Origin of the sequence: Enterococcus sp. 3C7_DIV0644, from assembly GCF_002141235.1 — a bacterium.
GTDB lineage: Bacteria > Bacillota > Bacilli > Lactobacillales > Enterococcaceae > Enterococcus_D > Enterococcus_D entomosocium.
In genome coordinates this window covers 728,039-746,702 of the sequence record NZ_NGLK01000001.1, presented here as the reverse complement: position 1 = coordinate 746,702, position 18,664 = coordinate 728,039, and the positions used below count along the sequence as shown (strand labels likewise).

Here is an 18,664-nt window from a genome sequence, read left to right as displayed (position 1 = left end):
AAAACGAGCAATTAAAAGGACTTTGACAAAGCAGGCGACTAGCAAAGCAGTTAGTCTCGCCAACACAGTAACCATTTCGACCAGTCAGCCAGCCTCACAAGGTGATTGGTCGTAGGACTGGTGGTTTGTCTAAGTCTTTTTTTGCTGAAAAAGAAAGGAGACGGTCTTGAAAAAGTATTATTATCTAGCGGCCTTTGTTAGCTTGCTGGTCTTGAGCTGGCTGATCCAAACCCAAAGCAGTCGCTTTTATACACAGCCGATCATAGAAGTACAAACGGTTCAAGTCACCGCCGACCAGCAGCAGATTCAAGGGATCCTTCGCAACAGAGAAGAAGCTGGGGCACTGCGGACAGTCACTACGCAATACACCCCCAACGGTGCGATTCATCCGTTGTATCAGAACGGACAACAGCTGCTTTTGCAAAAAGAAGGGGATGGCTGGCAGGTACAAGCACAAAAACGGGATGGGTATCTCTTTTTCTTCCTTGCCTTATTCCTGATGGCAGTAGTCGCAATTGGTGGCAAAAAGGGCTTACGGGCTTTGCTTAGTATCTTTGTGAATACTGGCTTGCTGCTCCTTTTTCTTTGGTTTCACAAAGGCAACAGCTCCTTTTCATTGGTCTTTTTGATGATCGTTTTTACGATCGTCTCGTTGGTTTTGACGATGGGGATTTCCTATGGCTTTCGTACGATCGACAGCCGCAAAATCATTGCCTCGTTAGCCAGCGTCCTCTTGGCGTTTTTTCTCTGTCGGTTCGCCATGGATCTTTTGCAAGATCATGGGTTGCGCTATGAAGAAATGTCGTTTCTGACCCGTCCGTATCGCAGTGTCTATCTAGGGAGTCTGCTGATTGGCGCGATTGGTGCCAGCATGGACAATATCGTCATGCTGATTGCCAGTTTAGATGAGATCCAACGCATCAATCCCCAGACGAGCCGCAAGGAACGATTAGCGATCGGTCGGTCCATCGCGCAAGATACGACTTCTTCGATGATCAATGTCTTGTTGTTTGCCTATTTAAGTGGGAGTATGCCAGCGCTATTGTTTTACCTAGCCAATGGCTGGCTGCTTTCGCAAGCATTGCCGATGCATCTTTCTTTAGAAATAGTGCGTACAGTATGCGGCGGCTTTGCGTTGGTTTTATCGGTACCGTTGACGCTTCTATGTTTTGAAGTGCATAGGAGGAAAGCAAAATGACTGTTTTGTTTGTGTTGATCTTGCTTTTTCTCTTGCTGACTTTCGCTGTTTTTCGGATCGAAGGGCTGTTTCAAGTCACTGGTCTGTTTATGAATGTGGCTGTCTTTCTAGCGCTTCTGGTCCTGATTGACCGAGGGGCACCGATCATACCAGCGGCTTGTGTTGCCTTTTTAGCCGTGGCGGCGATCACCTTGTTTTTCGTGAATGGCGTCAATCAGAAAACCAAAATTGCCTTTGTCTGTGTGTTGGTCTTTCTAGGGCTTTTTCTACTATTATTTCCTCTTGTGCTCTCTGCAATGAATCTTCATGGGTTTTCGGCAGAGGAACTCGATGAGTTGGCGATGTATTCCTTTGATGTAGCTATCGATTTTAAGACATTGATGACTGTGATCATTTTGATGAGTTTTTCGGGGGCGGTGGCAGATGGGAGTATGGCGATCAGCACTGCGACCTATGAACTTTTTCAAGCAAACCCGCAAGTCTCAATCAAGGCATTAAGTAAAAGTAGTATGACAGTGGTATCAGACGTATTGTCTTCGACGATCAATACCTTATTGTTTGCCTTTATGGGAAGTAATCTGGCGTTGATTGCGTGGTTTCAAGATTTGTCGATCTCCTTTGGTGAAATGATCAATTCAAAGGCGTTCGTCTCAGAATTGATCGTTTGTTTGATCACGGGGCTGGCAGCGGTGATTATTTTACCCATCACCGCATGGGCAGCAAGTTGGTATTTTTTGAAAAGAAACCGAATGGAATAGGAAGGAGCGCAACCACCATGGAACCACTAATTGAAACTAAGCGATTAGTGCTGCGAGAAATGAGTCATGACGATCGACCAGCGATTGAAAAGATTTTGCAAGATCCAGAAGTTATGATTGCCTATGAAGGACCCTTCAGTGAGCAAGAAGTCACTGGTTGGATCGACAAACAGCTGCAACACTATCAAAACGATCACATTGGCTTGTGGCTAGTGATTGAGAAAGCATCCGGGCAAGCGATCGGTCAATGCGGGTTGACATGGCAAGACGTCAAGGGAGAAGCCGTTTTAGAAATTGGGTACTTGTTTCAAAAGAACTTCTGGCATCATGGGTTTGCCACAGAAGCCGCCCAGGCCTGTAAAGACTATGCGTTTGCAACGCTGAATGCCGCCATTGTTTATTCGATCATTCGTGAGACCAATCAAGCCTCCATAAATGTGGCATTGCGCAATGGAATGAAGCTGGTGGATCGCTTTGTTAAACACTATCGACAAGTGGACATGCCGCATCTTGTGTATGCTGTGGCGAAAGAGATGTGAAAAACGAAAGAATGCTTTTTTCGATTTAGACAATGAAATGCCCCTAGGAAGTTAGCTTTTTCTAACTTTCTAGGGGCGTTTTTTAAGCTTGCGTAAAGCTTTTTCGCTCGATGAGTTCAGCCCCTAAAAGGACTGTTTTGGTGATCGCTCGAGGATGAACGATCTGATCCACCAGCAAATCGATCGCGGTTTTGGCGATTTCCTCCACATCGATGTTAAACGTTGTTAGTGGGGGAGCCACAAATTTTGCGATCTCATTGTCATTGATACTGATTAATTCCAAGCGATCAGGAATGATGATAGATCGTTCATTTAACGCTTGGAGCACACCAACTGCGACGGTGTCAGAAGCCACAAAGAGCGCCTCTGGCAAATTGTCACCAAGGGATTCCACCATTTTTTTCGCCAAACGATAGCCGGTTTCAACGGAAAAATTGCCACCACTAAATAAGAACGCCTCATCGAACGCATCTCGACGAGCCAGCGTTTGACGGAAGATGATCTCGTGACTATCCATTTCTGCACGTTGAGTATCAGGATTTAGATAAGCGCCACCAATAAAGCCGATCTTTCGGTATCCTTTTGTTAAAAACAGATCGATCGCCAGTTGCGTCATTCGATCAGTATCGGGTTTGACCGTATCGAACAGCTCTGGACAGGGGTTGATTTCCAAAAGGACACCATAGGGGCAAACGGATTTGAACTGCTGCGTTTCTTTCTCAGTGAAAGAGCCAATCCCAATAAACCCCGCGACCTCTTGCAATGTTTCTAAAACATCATCTTCATGGGTGATCAGTTGAATTTCCAAATTGTTGATTTTCGCATATTTTTCTAAAGAGATTCGCAATTGTCGAAAATAGACATCTTGAAGCTCTTCTTGTTCTGTCAGCCAGAAAAGGACGGCGATTTTTTCTAGTGTTGTTTTTATTTTTGAGCGATCATAACCTAGTGATAAAGCGGTATGAATAATTTTTTGACGCGTATCGGCTGCGATCGACAACGATTCGTCGCCTTTCAATAATCGGGAAACAGTCGCTTGTGAAAAGCCTGATTGCTCGGCAATTTTTTTTATTGTAACCAATCTTCTTCACCTCTTTCTTCTAGTATACGCTAACAACTTTACCAAGTAAATGAATTTACTAAATATATTTACTGAATAGTGGAAGTTTGTAACATAGAGGTATTTCGAAAAAAATATTTGTGTGATAAACCTTGATTTTATCCGTTTATTTACTCCATTGAAGAAATTAATTTAGTAAAACTATTTACATATTAAGTAAAATAATTTATTATAAACGAGAAGATAGCGTTTGCAAAATAAAGAAAAGGTGGAGAAATGATGATGAAAAAAATGTCTCGAGTTCTTTTTTTAAGTGTAGCAGCTTTAGGATTAGGTGCTTGCGGTCCACAAAGCGAAGGGACAGATAGTACTGCAGCAAATAGTGGCAGCGGTAAGGACTATGATCTATTGGTCTGGGAAGACCAAGCAAAATCAACTGGGATTGAAGAGGCAGTCAAACAATTTGAAGAAGAACACGATGTGACGATCAAAGTGGTCGAAAAAGCCTATGGTGGACAGATCGAAGATTTACGATTGGATGGCCCCGCTGGTACAGGTGCGGATGTCATCACGATTCCTGGCGATCAAATCGGTACAGCCGTTACCGAAGGGTTGTTGAAAGAATTAACAGTCGATCAAACGCTACAAGATCTGTATACAGAATCAGCAATGCAATCGCAAATCGTTGACGGCAAAGTTTACGGCTTACCAAAAGCGGTTGAAACACAAATTTTGTATTATAACAAAGAACTAATTTCCGAAGAAGACTTGCCACAGACAACGGATGAGTGGCTGGAGTATTCCAAGTCTGTCTTAGGTGCTGACAGTTATGGGTTACTGGCATTATGGGATCAAATTTATTACGCACAAGGTGTATTGAGCGGTTATGGCGGTTATGTTTTTGGCGAGAATGCCGATGGATCCTATGACCCTGAAGATATTGGATTAGCTAATGAAGGTGCGATCGAAGGAGCGGACTATATCCAACAGTTTTATGATGCAGGTGTTTTTCCATCCGGATTGGTCGGTGAACAAGGAATCAATGTGTTGGACTCTTTATTTACGGAAGGAAAAGCTGCAGCTGTCGTCTCGGGACCATGGAACTTGTCTCCTTATAAAGAAGCGGGCATCGACTATGGTGTGAAAGAATTGCCATTATTAGGGAATGGTGAACATATGGGCTCCTTTATCGGTGTCAAAAGCTACAACGTAAGTAGCTATTCCCAAAACCCTGAATTAGCTGAAGCGTTCGTGAAATTTATCAGCAATGAGGAGAATTCAAAAGTCCGTTATGAAAAAACACAAGAAGTACCAGCGGTTGCTTCTTTGGCAGATGATCCATCAGTTCAAGAAAGTGAAAGTGCTGCAGCCATCGCCGCTCAGTCCCAACACGCAGAACTAACACCAGGGATCACTGAAATGAATTCAGTATGGGAACCAATGGATGCCGCATTGCAAACCATTGCTACTGGAAAGGCTGAACCGAAAACAGCTCTACCACAGGCAGTCGATCAGATCAAATCAGCCATTGCAGCAATTCAAAACTAAAAAGTCGTTACGAGGACAAACGTTTCGGATGGTGATTCAGCACTAGGAATCAAGTAATGCCGAACGAAACGTTTGTCAGCGGCTTTTTCTTACAGGGGGCGAAAATGTGAAAAACACGCAGTCGTATGCAAAACGAGCAATGCTATTCTCGATAATACCAGGATTCGGTCAATTTTATAATCGGCAAAAAATCAAAGGCGCTTTATTTTTCTTCTTTTTTGCTATGTATCTTGTCGTCTTTAAAGATTTATTTAATATGGGACTTTGGGGCATCGTGACATTAGGCGTGGAAGTGCCGAGAGACAATTCCATCTTTTTATTAGCAGAAGGATTAGTTGCCTTGATCGTCATCGGTTTTGGTCTGTTGTTCTATTATTTAAACATCCGTGATGCCTATAAAAACGGCGAATTAAGAGACAATGAGCTACCAGTCAACTCTATCCGTGAAAGCTACCAGGCACTATTAAGAGAAGGCTATCCTTATTTAATGAGTAGCCCAGCATTTTTCTTACTCGTGTTTTCTGTTATTTTTCCGATTCTCTTTAGTATCGCGTTAGCTTTTACGAACTATGATCTGTATCATTCTGCACCTGCCAATTTAGCAGATTGGGTGGGATTAGAGACCTTTAAGAAGATTTTTACTGTCGATATTTGGCGTAGTACCTTCTTCAATGTTCTAGGCTGGACAGTTATCTGGACCTTGATCGCCTCAACGTTACAAGTTTCTATCGGAATATTTTTAGCGGTGCTGGTGCATCAAAAAGAACTACGATTCAAAAAGTTCTTTCGAACGATTTTGATCCTCCCATGGGCAGTTCCGGGATTTGTTACGATCTTGGTATTTTCAGGAATGTTCAATGATTCCTTTGGTGCGATCAATAATACGATTTTGAATTTCTTCCAGATTTCACCGATTCCTTGGCTAACGAGTGCGAATTGGACCCGTTTAGCTTTGTTACTGATTCAAGGCTGGCTAGGCTTTCCGTATATTTTTATCGTGACTACAGGGACGCTGCAATCCATTCCTGATGATTTGTATGAGGCGGCGACCATCGATGGTGCTTCAGCTATGCAAAAATTCCGACGAATCACATTGCCATTACTGCTTTATGCAATGGCACCAATTTTGATTACGCAATATACGTTTAACTTCAACAATTTCAATATCATTTATCTGTTTAATTCTGGTGGGCCGGCAGTTCCTGGTTCGACCGCTGGTGGTACCGATATTTTGGTTTCATGGATCTATAAGCTCACGATGCAAAATAGTCAATATGCACTAGCAGCAGCATTGACGATTCTCTTATCGATCGTCGTAATCGCGATTGCTTTATGGCAATTCCGTCGAACAAATTCATTCAAGGAGGTTGGATAACATGAAGGCAGCAAGTATGAAAAAACAAAAATTTGTCCGCCTATCCTTGACATATCTCGTACTGATTTTTACGGTAGTGGTGATCGTCTACCCTTTACTATGGACGATCGGTGCTAGTTTTAATCCTGGGAACAGTTTAATAAGTACGAGTCTGATTCCGACGAGTCCGACATTAAGTCACTACACGAAATTGTTTGCTGGCGACAACTCGCTATATTATAGTCAATGGTATTTGAATTCATTGAAAATCAGTGTATGCACTATGTTCCTGTCACTGATCTTTGTCTCCATGACGGCTTATTCCTTTTCACGGTTTCGTTTTACAGGCCGTAAAAATGGATTGATGCTGTTCTTACTACTACAAATGATCCCGCAGTTCTCTGCCTTGATCGCAATTTTTGTACTGGCGCAAATGCTCGGCTTGATCAATAGTCATTGGTTGCTGATCTTGATTTACGTTGGGGGTCAGATTCCCATGAACACGTACTTATTGAAAGGATATTTTGACTCGATCCCGTTAGATTTAGACGAGAGTGCCAAGATAGATGGCGCAAGCAATACGCGAATATTCTGGCAAATTTTGATTCCATTATCTCGACCAATGCTGGCAGTGGTTGCCATGAATGGTTTCACCGGACCACTGGGAGACTTTGCCCTGTCTTCAGTGATTTTACGTAATCCTGAGTACTATACATTACCCATCGGGTTATACAAATTAGTCACGGATAAAATGGGTGCCAGCTATACGACTTTTGCGGCAGGGGCCATTTTGATCAGTATTCCGATCGCGCTCGTCTTTATTGCATTACAAAAACATTTTGTCTCCGGTTTGACCGCTGGCGGCACAAAAGGATAGGAAGAGAAGATGACAAGATATAACTTAGAAGAACGCTTTTTACATGGTGGGGATTATAATCCTGACCAGTGGCTAAATTATCCCGAGATCTTAGCCAAAGATTTAGAACTAATGGAAAAAGCTCATGCTAATACATTTTCCCTTGGTATTTTTGCTTGGAGTGCCTTAGAGCCAGCAGAAGGGGTGTTTCAATTTGAATGGTTAGACAAAATCATGGATGAGCTTGCCGAACGAAACAGTAACGTCATTTTAGCGACGCCAAGCGGCGCGCGTCCTGCCTGGTTGTCTAAAGCATACCCTGAAGTTCTCCGGACCAATGAAAAACGGGAAAAAATGTTACACGGTGGGCGACACAATCACTGCTTTTCTTCGCCAATCTATCGTGAGAAAGTGGCGATCATCAATCGGAAATTAGCTGAACGCTACCACGATCACCCAGCACTATTGATGTGGCATATTTCCAATGAGTATTCTGGAGATTGTCATTGTCCTATTTGCCAAGAAAACTTTCGTCAGTGGGTCAAGCAGAAGTACCAAACGCTAGCAGCCTTGAATGAGGCCTGGTGGGGACCGTTCTGGAGCCATACCATCACCGATTGGTCGCAAATCGAATCTCCTTCACCGATCGGCGAAATGCAAGTTCATGGACTAAATCTAGACTGGCATCGTTTTGTAACCGATCAGACTATTGATTTCTATGAACATGAGATCAAAGACATTCGTCGTTTGTCTCCAGATGTGCCGATCACAACGAATTTCATGGCAGATACCCGTGATTTGATTCCCTTTTATAGTCTTGATTATGGAAAATTTGCCCAGCATGTGGATGTCATTAGTTGGGACTGTTATCCTGCTTGGCATAATGATTGGGGAACGACAGCTGATTTGGCAAGTAAGGTTGGGTTTATCAATGATCAATATCGTAGCTTGAAAAAGCAACCATTTTTGATCATGGAATCAACCCCTAGTGGTGTGAATTGGCATCCAGTCAATCGCACGAAACGTCCCGGGATGCATCTTTTGTCTTCTATGCAATTTATTGCTCACGGTTCAGACAGTAATCTTTATTTCCAATGGCGGAAATCTCGAGGCTCGTCTGAGAAGTTCCATGGGGCCGTCGTGGACCATGACAACGACGAGCAAAATCGTGTTTTTCAAGATGTAGCAGAAGTGGGGAAAGCCTTAGAAGAAATCAAAGAAATCAAAGGATTGCACAAAAAAGCCAAAGTGGCGATCATCTATGATTGGGATAACAATTGGGCGCTCAATGATGCGCAAGGTTTTGGTTTGGAGAGCAAACGCTACCCACAAACGTTGCAAGAGCATTATCGCTATTTTTGGGATCATGACATCGTGGTTGATGTCATCACGAAAGACCATGACTTTGATGCTTACCAATTGATCATCGCTCCGATGCTTTACCTCTTACCAAAAGAAACTATGAAAAAATTTCAACAGTATACGAAAAATGGCGGGACACTGGTTTCCACTTATTTGACGGGGATCGTGAATGAAACGGACTTGACCTATTTAGGGGGCTGGCCCCAAGAGTTAGAAGAACTGTTTGGTGTGTCTGTGAAAGAAATCGATACGTTATATCCGAAACAAAAAAATCTGCTTTTAATGAAGGAGCAGCAGTACCAAATTCATGATTATTGTAGTATTGTCCAAACAAACACCGCCCAAACGTTAGGGGTGTACGGTGCAGATTTTTATCAAGGTCAAGCTGCAGTGACCGTAAATGATTATGGTGAAGGAAGTGCCTACTATCTCGGGGGACGGACGGATCAAGCCTTTTTGGAAGACTTCTATCAAGAAGTAACACAACAGCTTCGCTTACAAATTGAGTGGGTCCGCCAAGGTTCAACGAACGTGTCGATTCAAAGTAGAGAAAGTCAGCAAGAGCAGCTCGCTCCGACCACCTATTATTTTGTGATGAATTTTTCCGAAGAAAATCAAGAAGTAGAGGTAGCAACTTCAGGAATCGACTTGCTTACAGGAAAAACGACAAACCAACTTCTTCAGTTGGCGCCTTATGAGGTGCAGATCATCAAAGTGACAGCATAAGATCAATAAAACTATTGTGTCAATTATATGAGAAAAAAGAAGTACTAACGCTGATGAAAAGCGTAAGTACTTCTTTTTTATAGAGAGTGTTTTAATTTTCTTGCGCAAATTCGGCAGCTTTTGTTCCTGCTTGGCGTCCGAAGATGATGATATCGGCAACGGCATTACCGCCAATTCGGTTTTCACCATGCAACCCACCAGTTACTTCACCGGCTGCAAAAAGACCTGGAATGATCTCGTTATCCGTAGCGATCACTTCTGTGTTGGTGTTGATCTTCACGCCGCCCATCGTGTGGTGGATACCAGGAGCGATGGCAATGGCATAGTAAGGTCCTGTTGACAAATCGTTGTCCATTGCTGTGCTGCGTCCAAAGGCTTCGTCTTCACCAGCAGCTACACTGCTGTTCCAGGTAGCGATCGTTTCAGCAAGCGCTGCTTCTGGCATGTCCAATTCTTTTGCCAATTCTTCAATCGTGTCAGCGGATTTGACTAACCCTTGTTGCTCGTAAAAATCAATGGCTGTTACGCGTTCTTTGACACCTGCATCAAAAACTAACGTTGCCGATTTTTCAGGTAGGGCAATAATCGCTTCAGAGACTTTGTCTCGTGTTTCCATTTCATTGAAGAACCGTTCGCCTTCTTGATTGACCAAGATCGCGCCTTCTCCACGGACAGCTTCAGTGATCAACAGTGATTTAGACTGATCCACTGTTGGGTGGATTTGGATTTGCTCTAAATCAACCGTTTGTCCGCCTAACGCTTCGATCATTTTGATTCCATCACCAGTCGAACCCTCTTGGTTCGTTGTCACGTAGTCTGCCAATTCTGGTTTGTACTCGGTGATCATGTCGAAATTGGCACCGAAACCGCCTGTTGTAACGACAACTGCTTTGGCATCAATGGTTTGTTCGTTTCCTTCTACTTCAACGGTCACCCCGTTGACTTGACCATCTTCTTCATTGATTTCTTTGACATCGGCATTTACAAAAATTGGGATTTCCAATTCATGGATGTTGCGCATCAAGCCATCAACTAAGTATTCCCCAACCGCGGAACCATCAGATGGACGGTGCGTTCTTTTTTCACTCATCCCGCCAGTCGTTGTTAAGTTGTCTAAAGTGATACCCATGGAATCTAACCAATCGATCGCTTCTGCTGAATGATCCACAAAGTAGCGCAACAATTCTTCATCATTGGTGTTGTGACCGCCAGCTAATGTTTCTTCATAGAATAGATCGTTTGAATCTTCAATGCCTTCTGCTTCTTGGAATTTGGTTTCTGAAGCGTTCATTCCTGCAGAAGATTTCAATGTATTCCCACCAGAAATTGGCATTTTTTCTAAAATAACTGGGTTTGCGCCAGCTTCCTTTGCTTGGATCGCAGCGGCCATTCCAGCGCCACCCGCACCGACAATCACGACATCGTAGCTGTCTGCAAGTTCGCTAGGGTCTGTGTATTCTTGACCAGATGCAGCGGAAGTTGCATCTGTTTCTTCATTAGCAGATGAACCAGTACTTGTGCTGCTGCTTGTTTGTGAATCAGCGCCACAAGCACTCAAAGTTGCTAACGAGGTTAGGACTAATAGTGTTTGGAAAATTTTCTTCATTGTTTTTATTCCTCCTAAAACTTTTTCCAAATCAAAGACTAACATAGTTGTCATGTTATTTTTAGGTTTTGTTCGAAAAATCACATAATAATTAGAAAAGTTTAATTTATAAAGCGTTTTAGTCGAGATGAAAGGGTTTCTTGGTCATCATAAAAAAGAGTAGATTCGTGAATTTGTGGAAATAGAAGAATTACTGATTCTTTGATTTGTTTGGTATTAATCATGAAGGGAGTATGAAATGAGATTTGATTTTTCTCTTTTCTGTTATTGAAAAAAAGTACGTCACTGAGGTGCCGAGGAACGATCTCTTTTATTGAAAATAAATTAAACGCTTTGCGATCAAAAGATAGAAAGAAATTAGTGGAATCAGTATTTGTGGTCGCCAATTTTTATTCAATAAATAGAGATAGAATCTTGGGTTTCAAGAACCATTGCCAAAAAATTGCGGTGTTTCTTAAAAAAATCAAGAGAACTGTCTTGCAAAACCAATCCTTTCTTGTATAATAAAAATAAGTTAGGTCTACCTAAAAAATAAATAAACTATCCTTAACTATGGAAATGGAGTGAAAATAATGATTACTTTTTCAGAAATATCCGCAGCCTATGATGGCAATCATCAAGTGATCTCGGATTTGTCGTTTCAAGTAGAGAAACCAGCGATCGTAGGGATCATCGGACCAAATGGGGCAGGGAAGTCGACGCTGATCAAAGCGGCGTTGAAGTTGATCCCTTCCAGTGGGAACATGAGTGTCAACAAAAAAGCGTTAAAAGACTTTCAAAAGGAAATTGCCTATGTCGAACAAAAGACTGCGGTTGATTACACGTTTCCGATCACAGTCAAAGAAGTCGTATCTTTAGGCTTGTATCCTAAGATGCGCATGTTCCAAAGAATGTCAGCCAACGATTGGCAGAAAGTGACAGCCGCTCTGGCAGCGGTAGAAATGGAATCCTTTGCGGAGCGTCAGATTGGGGAATTGTCCGGTGGGCAGTTTCAGCGGGTCTTGATTGCTCGAACGTTGGTGCAAGATGCTAACTATATCTTCCTCGATGAGCCCTTTGTAGGGATCGATGCCACCAGTGAAGCGATCATCGTCGGCCTGTTGCGTAACTTGCGAGATGCCGGAAAGACGATTTTTATCGTTCATCATGATCTGGGGAAAATCACCGAATACTTTGATTACTTGGTTTTTCTCAATCAAACCCTGATCGCTGCGGGCCCAGTGAGTGAAGTCTTTACCGAAAGCAATTTGAAGCAAACATTTGGCGATGCGATCATCGTGAAAGGAGGCGTTTAACATGTTGACAAGCTTTTTTACCAGTTTAAGTAACTATCATTTCTTGCAAAATGCCTTGATCACGGCAGTCGCGATCGGAATCGTCGCAGGGGTGATCGGTTGTTTTATTATCTTACGAGGGATGTCCTTGATGGGGGATGCAATCTCTCATGCGGTCTTACCAGGGGTAGCCTTGTCTTATATCTTCGGCGTTCATTTTTTTGTCGGGGCAATCTTCTTTGGGATCTTGGCTTCCATGATTATTACCTATATCGCCAATAACAGCCTGATCAAAAGTGATACGGCGATCGGTATCACCTTTAGTTCGTTTCTAGCTTTAGGGGTTATCTTGATTGGGGTAGCAAACAGTTCGACTGATTTGTTTCACATTTTGTTTGGGAATGTGCTAGCGGTACAAGATAGCGACAAATGGCTGACGATCGCTATCGCTATCCTTGTGCTGGCAGTGATCATCCTTTTCTTCCGTCCACTGTTGATCACGTCTTTTGATCCGATGATGGCAAAGGCTTTTGGGATGAAAGTGCAAGCCTATCACTACTTATTGATGTTCTTATTAACTTTGGTTTCAGTGACAGCGATGCAAAGCGTCGGAACGATCTTGATCGTGGCTTTATTAGTCACTCCAGCAGCAACGGCTTATTTATATACAAAACAATTGAAGCATATGATGATCATCGCAGGGGTTTTAGGTGGTCTCGCCTCATTTATCGGCTTGTTTATCGGGTACAGCTTTAATATTGCCGCAGGATCAAGTATCGTTTTGACCGCAGGAGCCTTTTTCGTGATCGGTTTCTTGTTCTCACCCAAACAAAAGACCAGTCCAGTCAAGCGCTGGTCAGCGACAGCGGTTTTAGCAACGGCAGCTGTAGCCGGTGGCTTCTTTTTGGCACAGCAAAACGGACAGATGGATCAAACAGAAGGGAAACTTTCAGTAGTAGCGACCAATTCGATCATTGCTGATATTACGGAAAACATTGCCGGTGATCGAATCGATCTTCACAGTATCGTACCAGTGGGGCGTGATCCCCATGAATATGAACCTTTAGTGGAAGATGTTCGAAAAGCGACCGATGCTGATCTTATCCTTTACAACGGCTTGAATCTAGAAACTGGCGGCAATGGCTGGTTTACCAAATTGATGAACAATGCCAATAAGGTAGAAAATGAAGATTACTTTGCCGTCAGTGATGGCGTGGATGTGCTTTATTTATCTGATGATGAAGACCACAGCAAAGCCGATCCTCATGCCTGGTTAAATCTAGAAAACGGCATGATCTATGCCCGTAACATCGCTCAACGTCTGAGTGAAAAGGACCCTGACAATCGCTCTTTCTATGAAGAAAACCTTGAACGCTACTTGGCTTCATTAGAAGAACTGGATCAGCAAGCGAAGGAAAACTTCCAATCGATTCCTGAAGAGAAGAAATTGATCGTCACCAGTGAGGGAGCCTTCAAATACTTCTCTAAAGCCTATGGTGTACCGTCTGCCTATATTTGGGAAATCAATACCGAAGAAGAAGGTACCCCTGCGCAAATCAAAAACTTAGTGGATCAGCTGCAAAACTCAGCCGTCGCTTCCTTGTTTGTCGAAAGCAGCGTCAATACTCGTCCAATGCAAAGTGTTTCTCGTGATGCGGGCATTCCGATTTTCGGAACCGTCTTTACCGATTCGATTGCAGAACCGGGAGAAGAAGGCGACAGCTACTATAACATGATGAAGTGGAATCTCGAGACGATTTATCAAGGCTTGAATCAATAATACAAAAACATCCTTAGCTCGTTCTGGCTAAGGATGTTTTTTCGTTGTATTTTTGTGCTGGAGAAAAGCAAAGAGATAAAATCCGCAGCCCATCAAGGCAGCAAGAAATGCGATGACAGGAAAGTACAACCCCTGACCGTAAACATAGGCTGTATAAGCAAAGAAGGCGATCAAAAACCAGAGTGTTCCTGAGATGACCATTTTTTGGTTCCTCCTAATTGTTTAAAAGTATTTATTTGGTATATTTTAACACGATAGGGGCAAAAAGAAAATCAGCGAATCGAACGTTTGCTGAAACGATTTGCTGATTTTTTCCCAATTACAACGATGAACAGTTAAGAAACGTTCAATTGCTGTTGCGGTTCTAAATGGTAATAAAGGATCTCTGGCGGGACGCCGAGTCGGGCGGGAATCTTGGTCATACCGACCCCACTGGAAACACTCAATAAGGTCTCATTTCCTAAAAGGTAGAGCCCATCGGTATATTTCAACGCGCCCTTTGTTTTCGCATAATAAAAAGGCAAGCGAATCTGCCCGCCATGGCTATGGCCAGAAAGAATCAAGTCGTAGTTTGGCAGATTGGTGATCCGAGAAACATAATCGGGTTCATGGAGCAAAAGCAGCTGCCATTCTGCTAAGGTTGCTTCATAGGTAAAACTGACTTTCGGACTTTCTATATCGATACCGACAATATTCATCGACGTCTTGTCATCAGAACCAAAAACCGACTCATTATCAAGTAAGGTAAACCCTGCATGCTGGTATATTTCCTTAACAAAGTAATGACCGTCATTCAAATGGTCATGGTTCCCCATAACTGCGATCTTACCCAGAGGCGCTTGCAATTTTTTCAGCTTTTCGATCAGTCGCTTGGTTGAACGATGCGGCCATTTTTTATAATTATCGATCAGATCCCCCGTGATGATGATCAGATCCGGCTTGTTTTGGATCGTTGATCGAATGATGCGATTCATTCGTCTTGGTTTAAACCAACGAGAAAAATGGAGATCACTGATATGGGCAATCACGATATTGCTTTCTGCTTGGTAAAGGTCATAAGCTTTTGAAATATCTAAGACGGTGCGCTTGTCTTTTTTTATGAGATAATGCCGTTGTTTGAGAAGATGCGGTTCAATAATAAAGGAGTAAACTAGCAAGCCCGTAAGGAGGAATGCAATAAGAATGAGGGTGTACATGGCGTGGCTCCTTTTTTGATTTGCTAGTTTCTAGCATAGTAGATTCTTACAAAAAAAGCAATCATACGGAAGCAAAAATAACAAAAAATATCCATCGTATTTCGCTTGATTTTTCCATTAAAAAAGATACAAAAGAAGCTGCAACAGCCTATCTTTTGTATCCTAGATCGCAATTATTTGATTTTCACCAATCGTTTGAAGCGTGCCTTGTGTTTGACAGGGATCAAAGCCATGACACAATCATAAGGGACAGAGATGATCGCCCATGCGAGACTTTTACTTGAAGCAAAGGGATAGTTTTGCTGTAAGACAAAATGGCCACTGATCAAGGCAAAACCGATACTACCGACCCACAGCCATTGCGGGTCCCAATTCGTGAAGTGCTGGAGGGCTGTGATGACAAACGGATAGCCGTAAAAGTACAATGCAGTCAAAACGAAAGTGACATTTTTGGTTAATTGACGCAAGGTCAGTAAGAAAAACAAGCCAGAAAGAACGATACCCAATGGAGGGAACAGACTAACTAAGAAGGAATAAACGATGCCCCATAAGATCATGCCTGGGCCTTTGACGAGAGCAGCTATGACAAAGACAAAAAGTAGGAATAAGAGCTGTTGCGAAAAACTTGCTGCCGTCAAAAGTCCGAAGAAACCAACCAATAACCAGTGAGAAAAAGTCGCTGTTTGATTCTTTTGTGGCGTCTGCTGCTGTAGTTTTAGCCATGTAGCAAAATTGGGGAAATCTTGCTGGAAATTTCGCTGAAAGTCGCTATTGAATGCTTGATGGGCATTTTGCTGCCGATAGTAATGATATTGATGTTTTAACGTGCCTTTAGCTGCTGCTTTTTGGCCAGAAAAAAAGCGGCCGGGATCAATTTTTGATCGTTCCATATTTCCACCTCCATACGATTTCGTTACACTCAGTATAGAGAAAATCAGCTTCGGCGTCCTCCAACTTTGGGCGGATTTTTTTTGCTTGCTGAAAGTTTTCTTAAACTGCTGAAAAAAGCGAAGAGGATTCGTTTCTTAAACCGTCAAAATATGCTAGAGTATAGAAGGACTAAGGAGGAGATTTCATGATTTTTGATTCTCATACACATTTGAATGCAGAACAGTTTAACGAAGACATTCCCGAAACGGTCGCCCGTGCGCAAGAACTAGGAGTAACGGAGATGGCGGTCGTCGGTTTCGATCAGCCAACGATTGAAAAATCGTTAGCATTAAGCAAAGAATATCCTGGCATTTACAGCATTATCGGTTGGCATCCCACCGAAGCTGGTTCTTATACCCCACACGTAGAAACCTATTTGCAAGAGCGCTTGGAACGACCAAAAGTCGTTGCCCTAGGTGAAATCGGTTTAGACTACCACTGGATGGAAGATCCGAAAGAAGTTCAAGAAAAGGTCTTTCGTCGGCAAATGGCAATCGCTCGTGAACATCAGCTGCCCATCAGTATTCATACCCGTGAAGCCTTAGAAGATACCTATGCGATCTTAAAGGATGAAAAAGTCCAAACAATCGGTGGTATTATGCACAGCTTTAGTGGAGACGGAGAATGGGCGAAAAAGTTCTTGGATCTAGGAATGTACATTTCCTTTAGTGGTGTCGTGACCTTCAAAAAGGCTACGGAGGTACAAGAAGCTGCACTAGTCGTGCCACAAGATCGGCTACTCGTTGAGACTGACGCGCCGTATTTAGCCCCTGTTCCTTATCGCGGCAAACGCAATGAACCCGGCTATACCCATTATGTGGTGGATAAAATCGCGGAGCTGCGGGAAGAAGCGGTCGCTGATGTTGCGGCCTACACGACAAAAAATGCCCACCGCTTGTTTAGGATCAATGACTGATAAACCGAAAATCGAAGAAATCATTGTCGTCGAAGGCAAAGACGACACCCGTCGATTGCAAGAAGTGTTCGAAGTAGATACGATCGAAACGATCGGTTCAGCGATCGATGATACGATCCTTGATCAAATCGAGCATGCCCAAGAGACACGAGGGGTCATCGTGTTTACCGATCCCGATTTTTCGGGAGAAAAGATCCGCAAAATCATTATGGAAGTGGTTCCGGATGCCAAGCATGCCTTTTTACCGCGCAGTCAGGCAGCACCGAAAAGCAAAGGCAGTTTGGGCGTGGAACACGCCAGCCATGAAGCATTGAAAGAAGCCTTGCGAAAAGTCGTAACCCCGATTGCTTCAAATGAAGTCAGTGAAGGAACCATTGATCGCCAACAGTTATTAGCGTATGGCTTGATCGCAGGCGCTGGAGCAAAAGAGAAACGAGAGCGGCTAGGAGATCTTTTACGCATCGGCTATACGAACGGCAAACAATTAGAGAAGCGGCTGGCAATGTTTCGTATCACCGATGCAGAGTTGGCAGAAGCTATGAAAACAGTGGAGGAAGAATTGTGAAGGAAGAACGGGATATAGCAACCCCCTCAAGAACCAAAGAGATTTTAGCGAAACATGGCTTTACCTTTAAAAAAAGTTTAGGACAAAACTTCTTAACAGAACCGAATATTTTACGGAAAATCGTAGAAACAGCAGGCATCGACGAAACGACAAACGTCATTGAGGTTGGACCTGGAATCGGTGCGCTGACCGAACAGTTGGCAAAACAGGCCAAGCAAGTGTTGGCGTTTGAAATCGATGATCGGTTGATCCCTGTATTAGCTGATACGATGCAGCCTTACGCAAACGTAAAGATCATTCATCAAGATGTCTTGCAAGCAGACCTATCAACGACCATTCGGTCAGAATTCAGCGATACGGCTGCTTCATTAAAAGTTGTCGCAAATCTGCCTTATTATATTACTACGCCTATCATGATGCACTTTTTAGAGTCTCAGGTACCAGTAGATGAAATGGTCGTGATGATGCAAAAAGAAGTGGCTGATCGAATCTCAGCAGTTCCCGGGACCAAAGCCTATGGCTCGTTGTCGATCGCTGTGCAATACTACATGGAAGCAAAACTGGCATTCATCGTCCCGAAAACCGTTTTTGTACCCCAACCGAATGTTGATTCGGCTATTTTGAAATTGACGCGCCGTCCACAACCAGCGGTCGCAGTCACCGATGAAAAAGAGTTCTTTAAATTAACGAAAGCAGCCTTTCAGTTGCGTCGTAAAACCCTTTGGAACAATTTGCAAAATAGCTATGGAAAAGATGAAGAAACCAAACAGTGGTTGGCAGACAGTTTAGAAGCAAGTGGGATCGATCCGAAACGTCGTGGAGAAACGCTGTCGTTAGCGGAATTTGCCAAATTAAGCAATGAAATGCAAGCGCGCAAAGGATAACTTCTATAAAAACGGATGTTGAATAAACATTCGTTTTTTGTGTCTTGACACCTTGTGGAAATACCAGTAGAATAAGCAAGACAGAACTGTCATGACACATTGAAGGAGAGAG

Annotated in this window: 17 protein-coding genes; 12 read left to right on the top strand and 5 right to left on the bottom strand. The window is 43.1% G+C overall.

Features of this window, described 5'->3' with window-relative positions:
* Positions 1-166 precede the first annotated feature (166 nt).
* From A5877_RS03535 to A5877_RS03525, 3 genes are read left to right on the top strand one after another with little or no spacing between them, the layout of a single operon-like run.
* On the top strand, positions 167-1,198 hold the full coding sequence (locus tag A5877_RS03535; RefSeq protein ID WP_086316389.1) for a YibE/F family protein: 1,032 nt from the start codon (positions 167-169) through the stop codon (positions 1,196-1,198).
* The gene (locus tag A5877_RS03530; RefSeq protein ID WP_016621571.1) at positions 1,195-1,956 is read left to right on the top strand and encodes a YibE/F family protein; all 762 of its coding nucleotides are present in this window, start codon (positions 1,195-1,197) and stop codon (positions 1,954-1,956) included. Before A5877_RS03535 ends, A5877_RS03530 begins: the two co-directional genes overlap by 4 nt.
* Positions 1,957-1,973: 17 nt before the next feature.
* Positions 1,974-2,495: a GNAT family N-acetyltransferase gene (locus A5877_RS03525; RefSeq protein ID WP_074535022.1), complete on the top strand. Its 522-nt coding sequence runs from the start codon at positions 1,974-1,976 to the stop codon at positions 2,493-2,495.
* A gap of 82 nt (positions 2,496-2,577) precedes the next feature.
* On the opposite strand, the gene A5877_RS03520 is transcribed toward A5877_RS03525, so the two are convergent.
* Complete coding sequence (locus A5877_RS03520; RefSeq protein WP_086316388.1) at positions 2,578-3,576, bottom strand: LacI family DNA-binding transcriptional regulator; 999 nt, start codon at positions 3,574-3,576, stop codon at positions 2,578-2,580.
* A 255-nt stretch (positions 3,577-3,831) separates the two neighbouring features.
* Between A5877_RS03520 and A5877_RS03515 the strand changes: the two genes are divergently transcribed.
* The 4 genes from A5877_RS03515 (at position 3,832) to A5877_RS03500 (ending at position 9,401) form a co-directional block, all read left to right on the top strand.
* Positions 3,832-5,103 (top strand): extracellular solute-binding protein, encoded by a 1,272-nt coding sequence (locus tag A5877_RS03515; protein WP_081343845.1) that lies wholly within the window; start codon positions 3,832-3,834, stop codon positions 5,101-5,103.
* A 139-nt stretch (positions 5,104-5,242) separates the two neighbouring features.
* Entirely contained in the window at positions 5,243-6,478 is a 1,236-nt protein-coding gene (locus A5877_RS03510) for a carbohydrate ABC transporter permease (RefSeq protein WP_016613570.1), read from the top strand.
* 1 nt (position 6,479) lies between these two features.
* Positions 6,480-7,334, top strand: coding sequence for a sugar ABC transporter permease (locus tag A5877_RS03505; protein WP_016621567.1), 855 nt, complete (start codon positions 6,480-6,482; stop codon positions 7,332-7,334).
* A gap of 9 nt (positions 7,335-7,343) precedes the next feature.
* On the top strand, positions 7,344-9,401 hold the full coding sequence (locus A5877_RS03500; RefSeq protein WP_086316387.1) for a beta-galactosidase: 2,058 nt from the start codon (positions 7,344-7,346) through the stop codon (positions 9,399-9,401).
* A 91-nt stretch (positions 9,402-9,492) separates the two neighbouring features.
* Here A5877_RS03500 and A5877_RS03495 read toward each other — a convergent pair whose 3' ends face one another.
* Positions 9,493-11,007, bottom strand: a complete 1,515-nt coding sequence (locus A5877_RS03495; RefSeq protein WP_008378933.1) for a flavocytochrome c — start codon at positions 11,005-11,007, stop codon at positions 9,493-9,495.
* A gap of 572 nt (positions 11,008-11,579) precedes the next feature.
* Here A5877_RS03495 and A5877_RS03480 point away from each other — a divergent pair.
* Complete coding sequence (locus A5877_RS03480; RefSeq protein ID WP_005234801.1) at positions 11,580-12,302, top strand: metal ABC transporter ATP-binding protein; 723 nt, start codon at positions 11,580-11,582, stop codon at positions 12,300-12,302.
* 1 nt (position 12,303) lies between these two features.
* Positions 12,304-14,061, top strand: coding sequence for a metal ABC transporter permease subunit (locus A5877_RS17430; protein WP_005234802.1), 1,758 nt, complete (start codon positions 12,304-12,306; stop codon positions 14,059-14,061).
* A gap of 27 nt (positions 14,062-14,088) precedes the next feature.
* On the opposite strand, the gene A5877_RS17145 is transcribed toward A5877_RS17430, so the two are convergent.
* From A5877_RS17145 to A5877_RS03465, 3 genes are all read right to left on the bottom strand, one after another.
* Positions 14,089-14,262, bottom strand: a complete 174-nt coding sequence (locus A5877_RS17145; protein ID WP_005234804.1) for a hypothetical protein — start codon at positions 14,260-14,262, stop codon at positions 14,089-14,091.
* Positions 14,263-14,396: 134 nt separating this feature from the next.
* The gene (locus tag A5877_RS03470) at positions 14,397-15,257 is read right to left on the bottom strand and encodes a metallophosphoesterase (protein WP_005234806.1); all 861 of its coding nucleotides are present in this window, start codon (positions 15,255-15,257) and stop codon (positions 14,397-14,399) included.
* Between the two features lie 173 nt (positions 15,258-15,430).
* Positions 15,431-16,147 carry a hypothetical protein gene (locus tag A5877_RS03465; protein WP_008378928.1) on the bottom strand — a complete coding sequence of 239 codons (717 nt, stop codon included), beginning with the start codon at positions 16,145-16,147 and terminating at the stop codon, positions 15,431-15,433.
* Positions 16,148-16,332: 185 nt separating this feature from the next.
* On the opposite strand from A5877_RS03465, the gene A5877_RS03460 reads away from it, so the two are divergent.
* From A5877_RS03460 to rsmA, 3 genes are read left to right on the top strand one after another with little or no spacing between them, the layout of a single operon-like run.
* On the top strand, positions 16,333-17,103 hold the full coding sequence (locus tag A5877_RS03460) for a TatD family hydrolase (protein WP_086316386.1): 771 nt from the start codon (positions 16,333-16,335) through the stop codon (positions 17,101-17,103).
* A complete protein-coding gene (gene rnmV, locus A5877_RS03455) occupies positions 17,096-17,668 on the top strand; it encodes a ribonuclease M5 (RefSeq protein WP_005234813.1) in 573 nt (190 codons plus the stop codon). The genes A5877_RS03460 and rnmV overlap by 8 nt, the downstream gene beginning before the upstream one ends.
* Positions 17,665-18,552: a 16S rRNA (adenine(1518)-N(6)/adenine(1519)-N(6))-dimethyltransferase RsmA gene (rsmA, locus tag A5877_RS03450; protein ID WP_005234815.1), complete on the top strand. Its 888-nt coding sequence runs from the start codon at positions 17,665-17,667 to the stop codon at positions 18,550-18,552. Before rnmV ends, rsmA begins: the two co-directional genes overlap by 4 nt.
* Positions 18,553-18,664 lie beyond the last annotated feature (112 nt).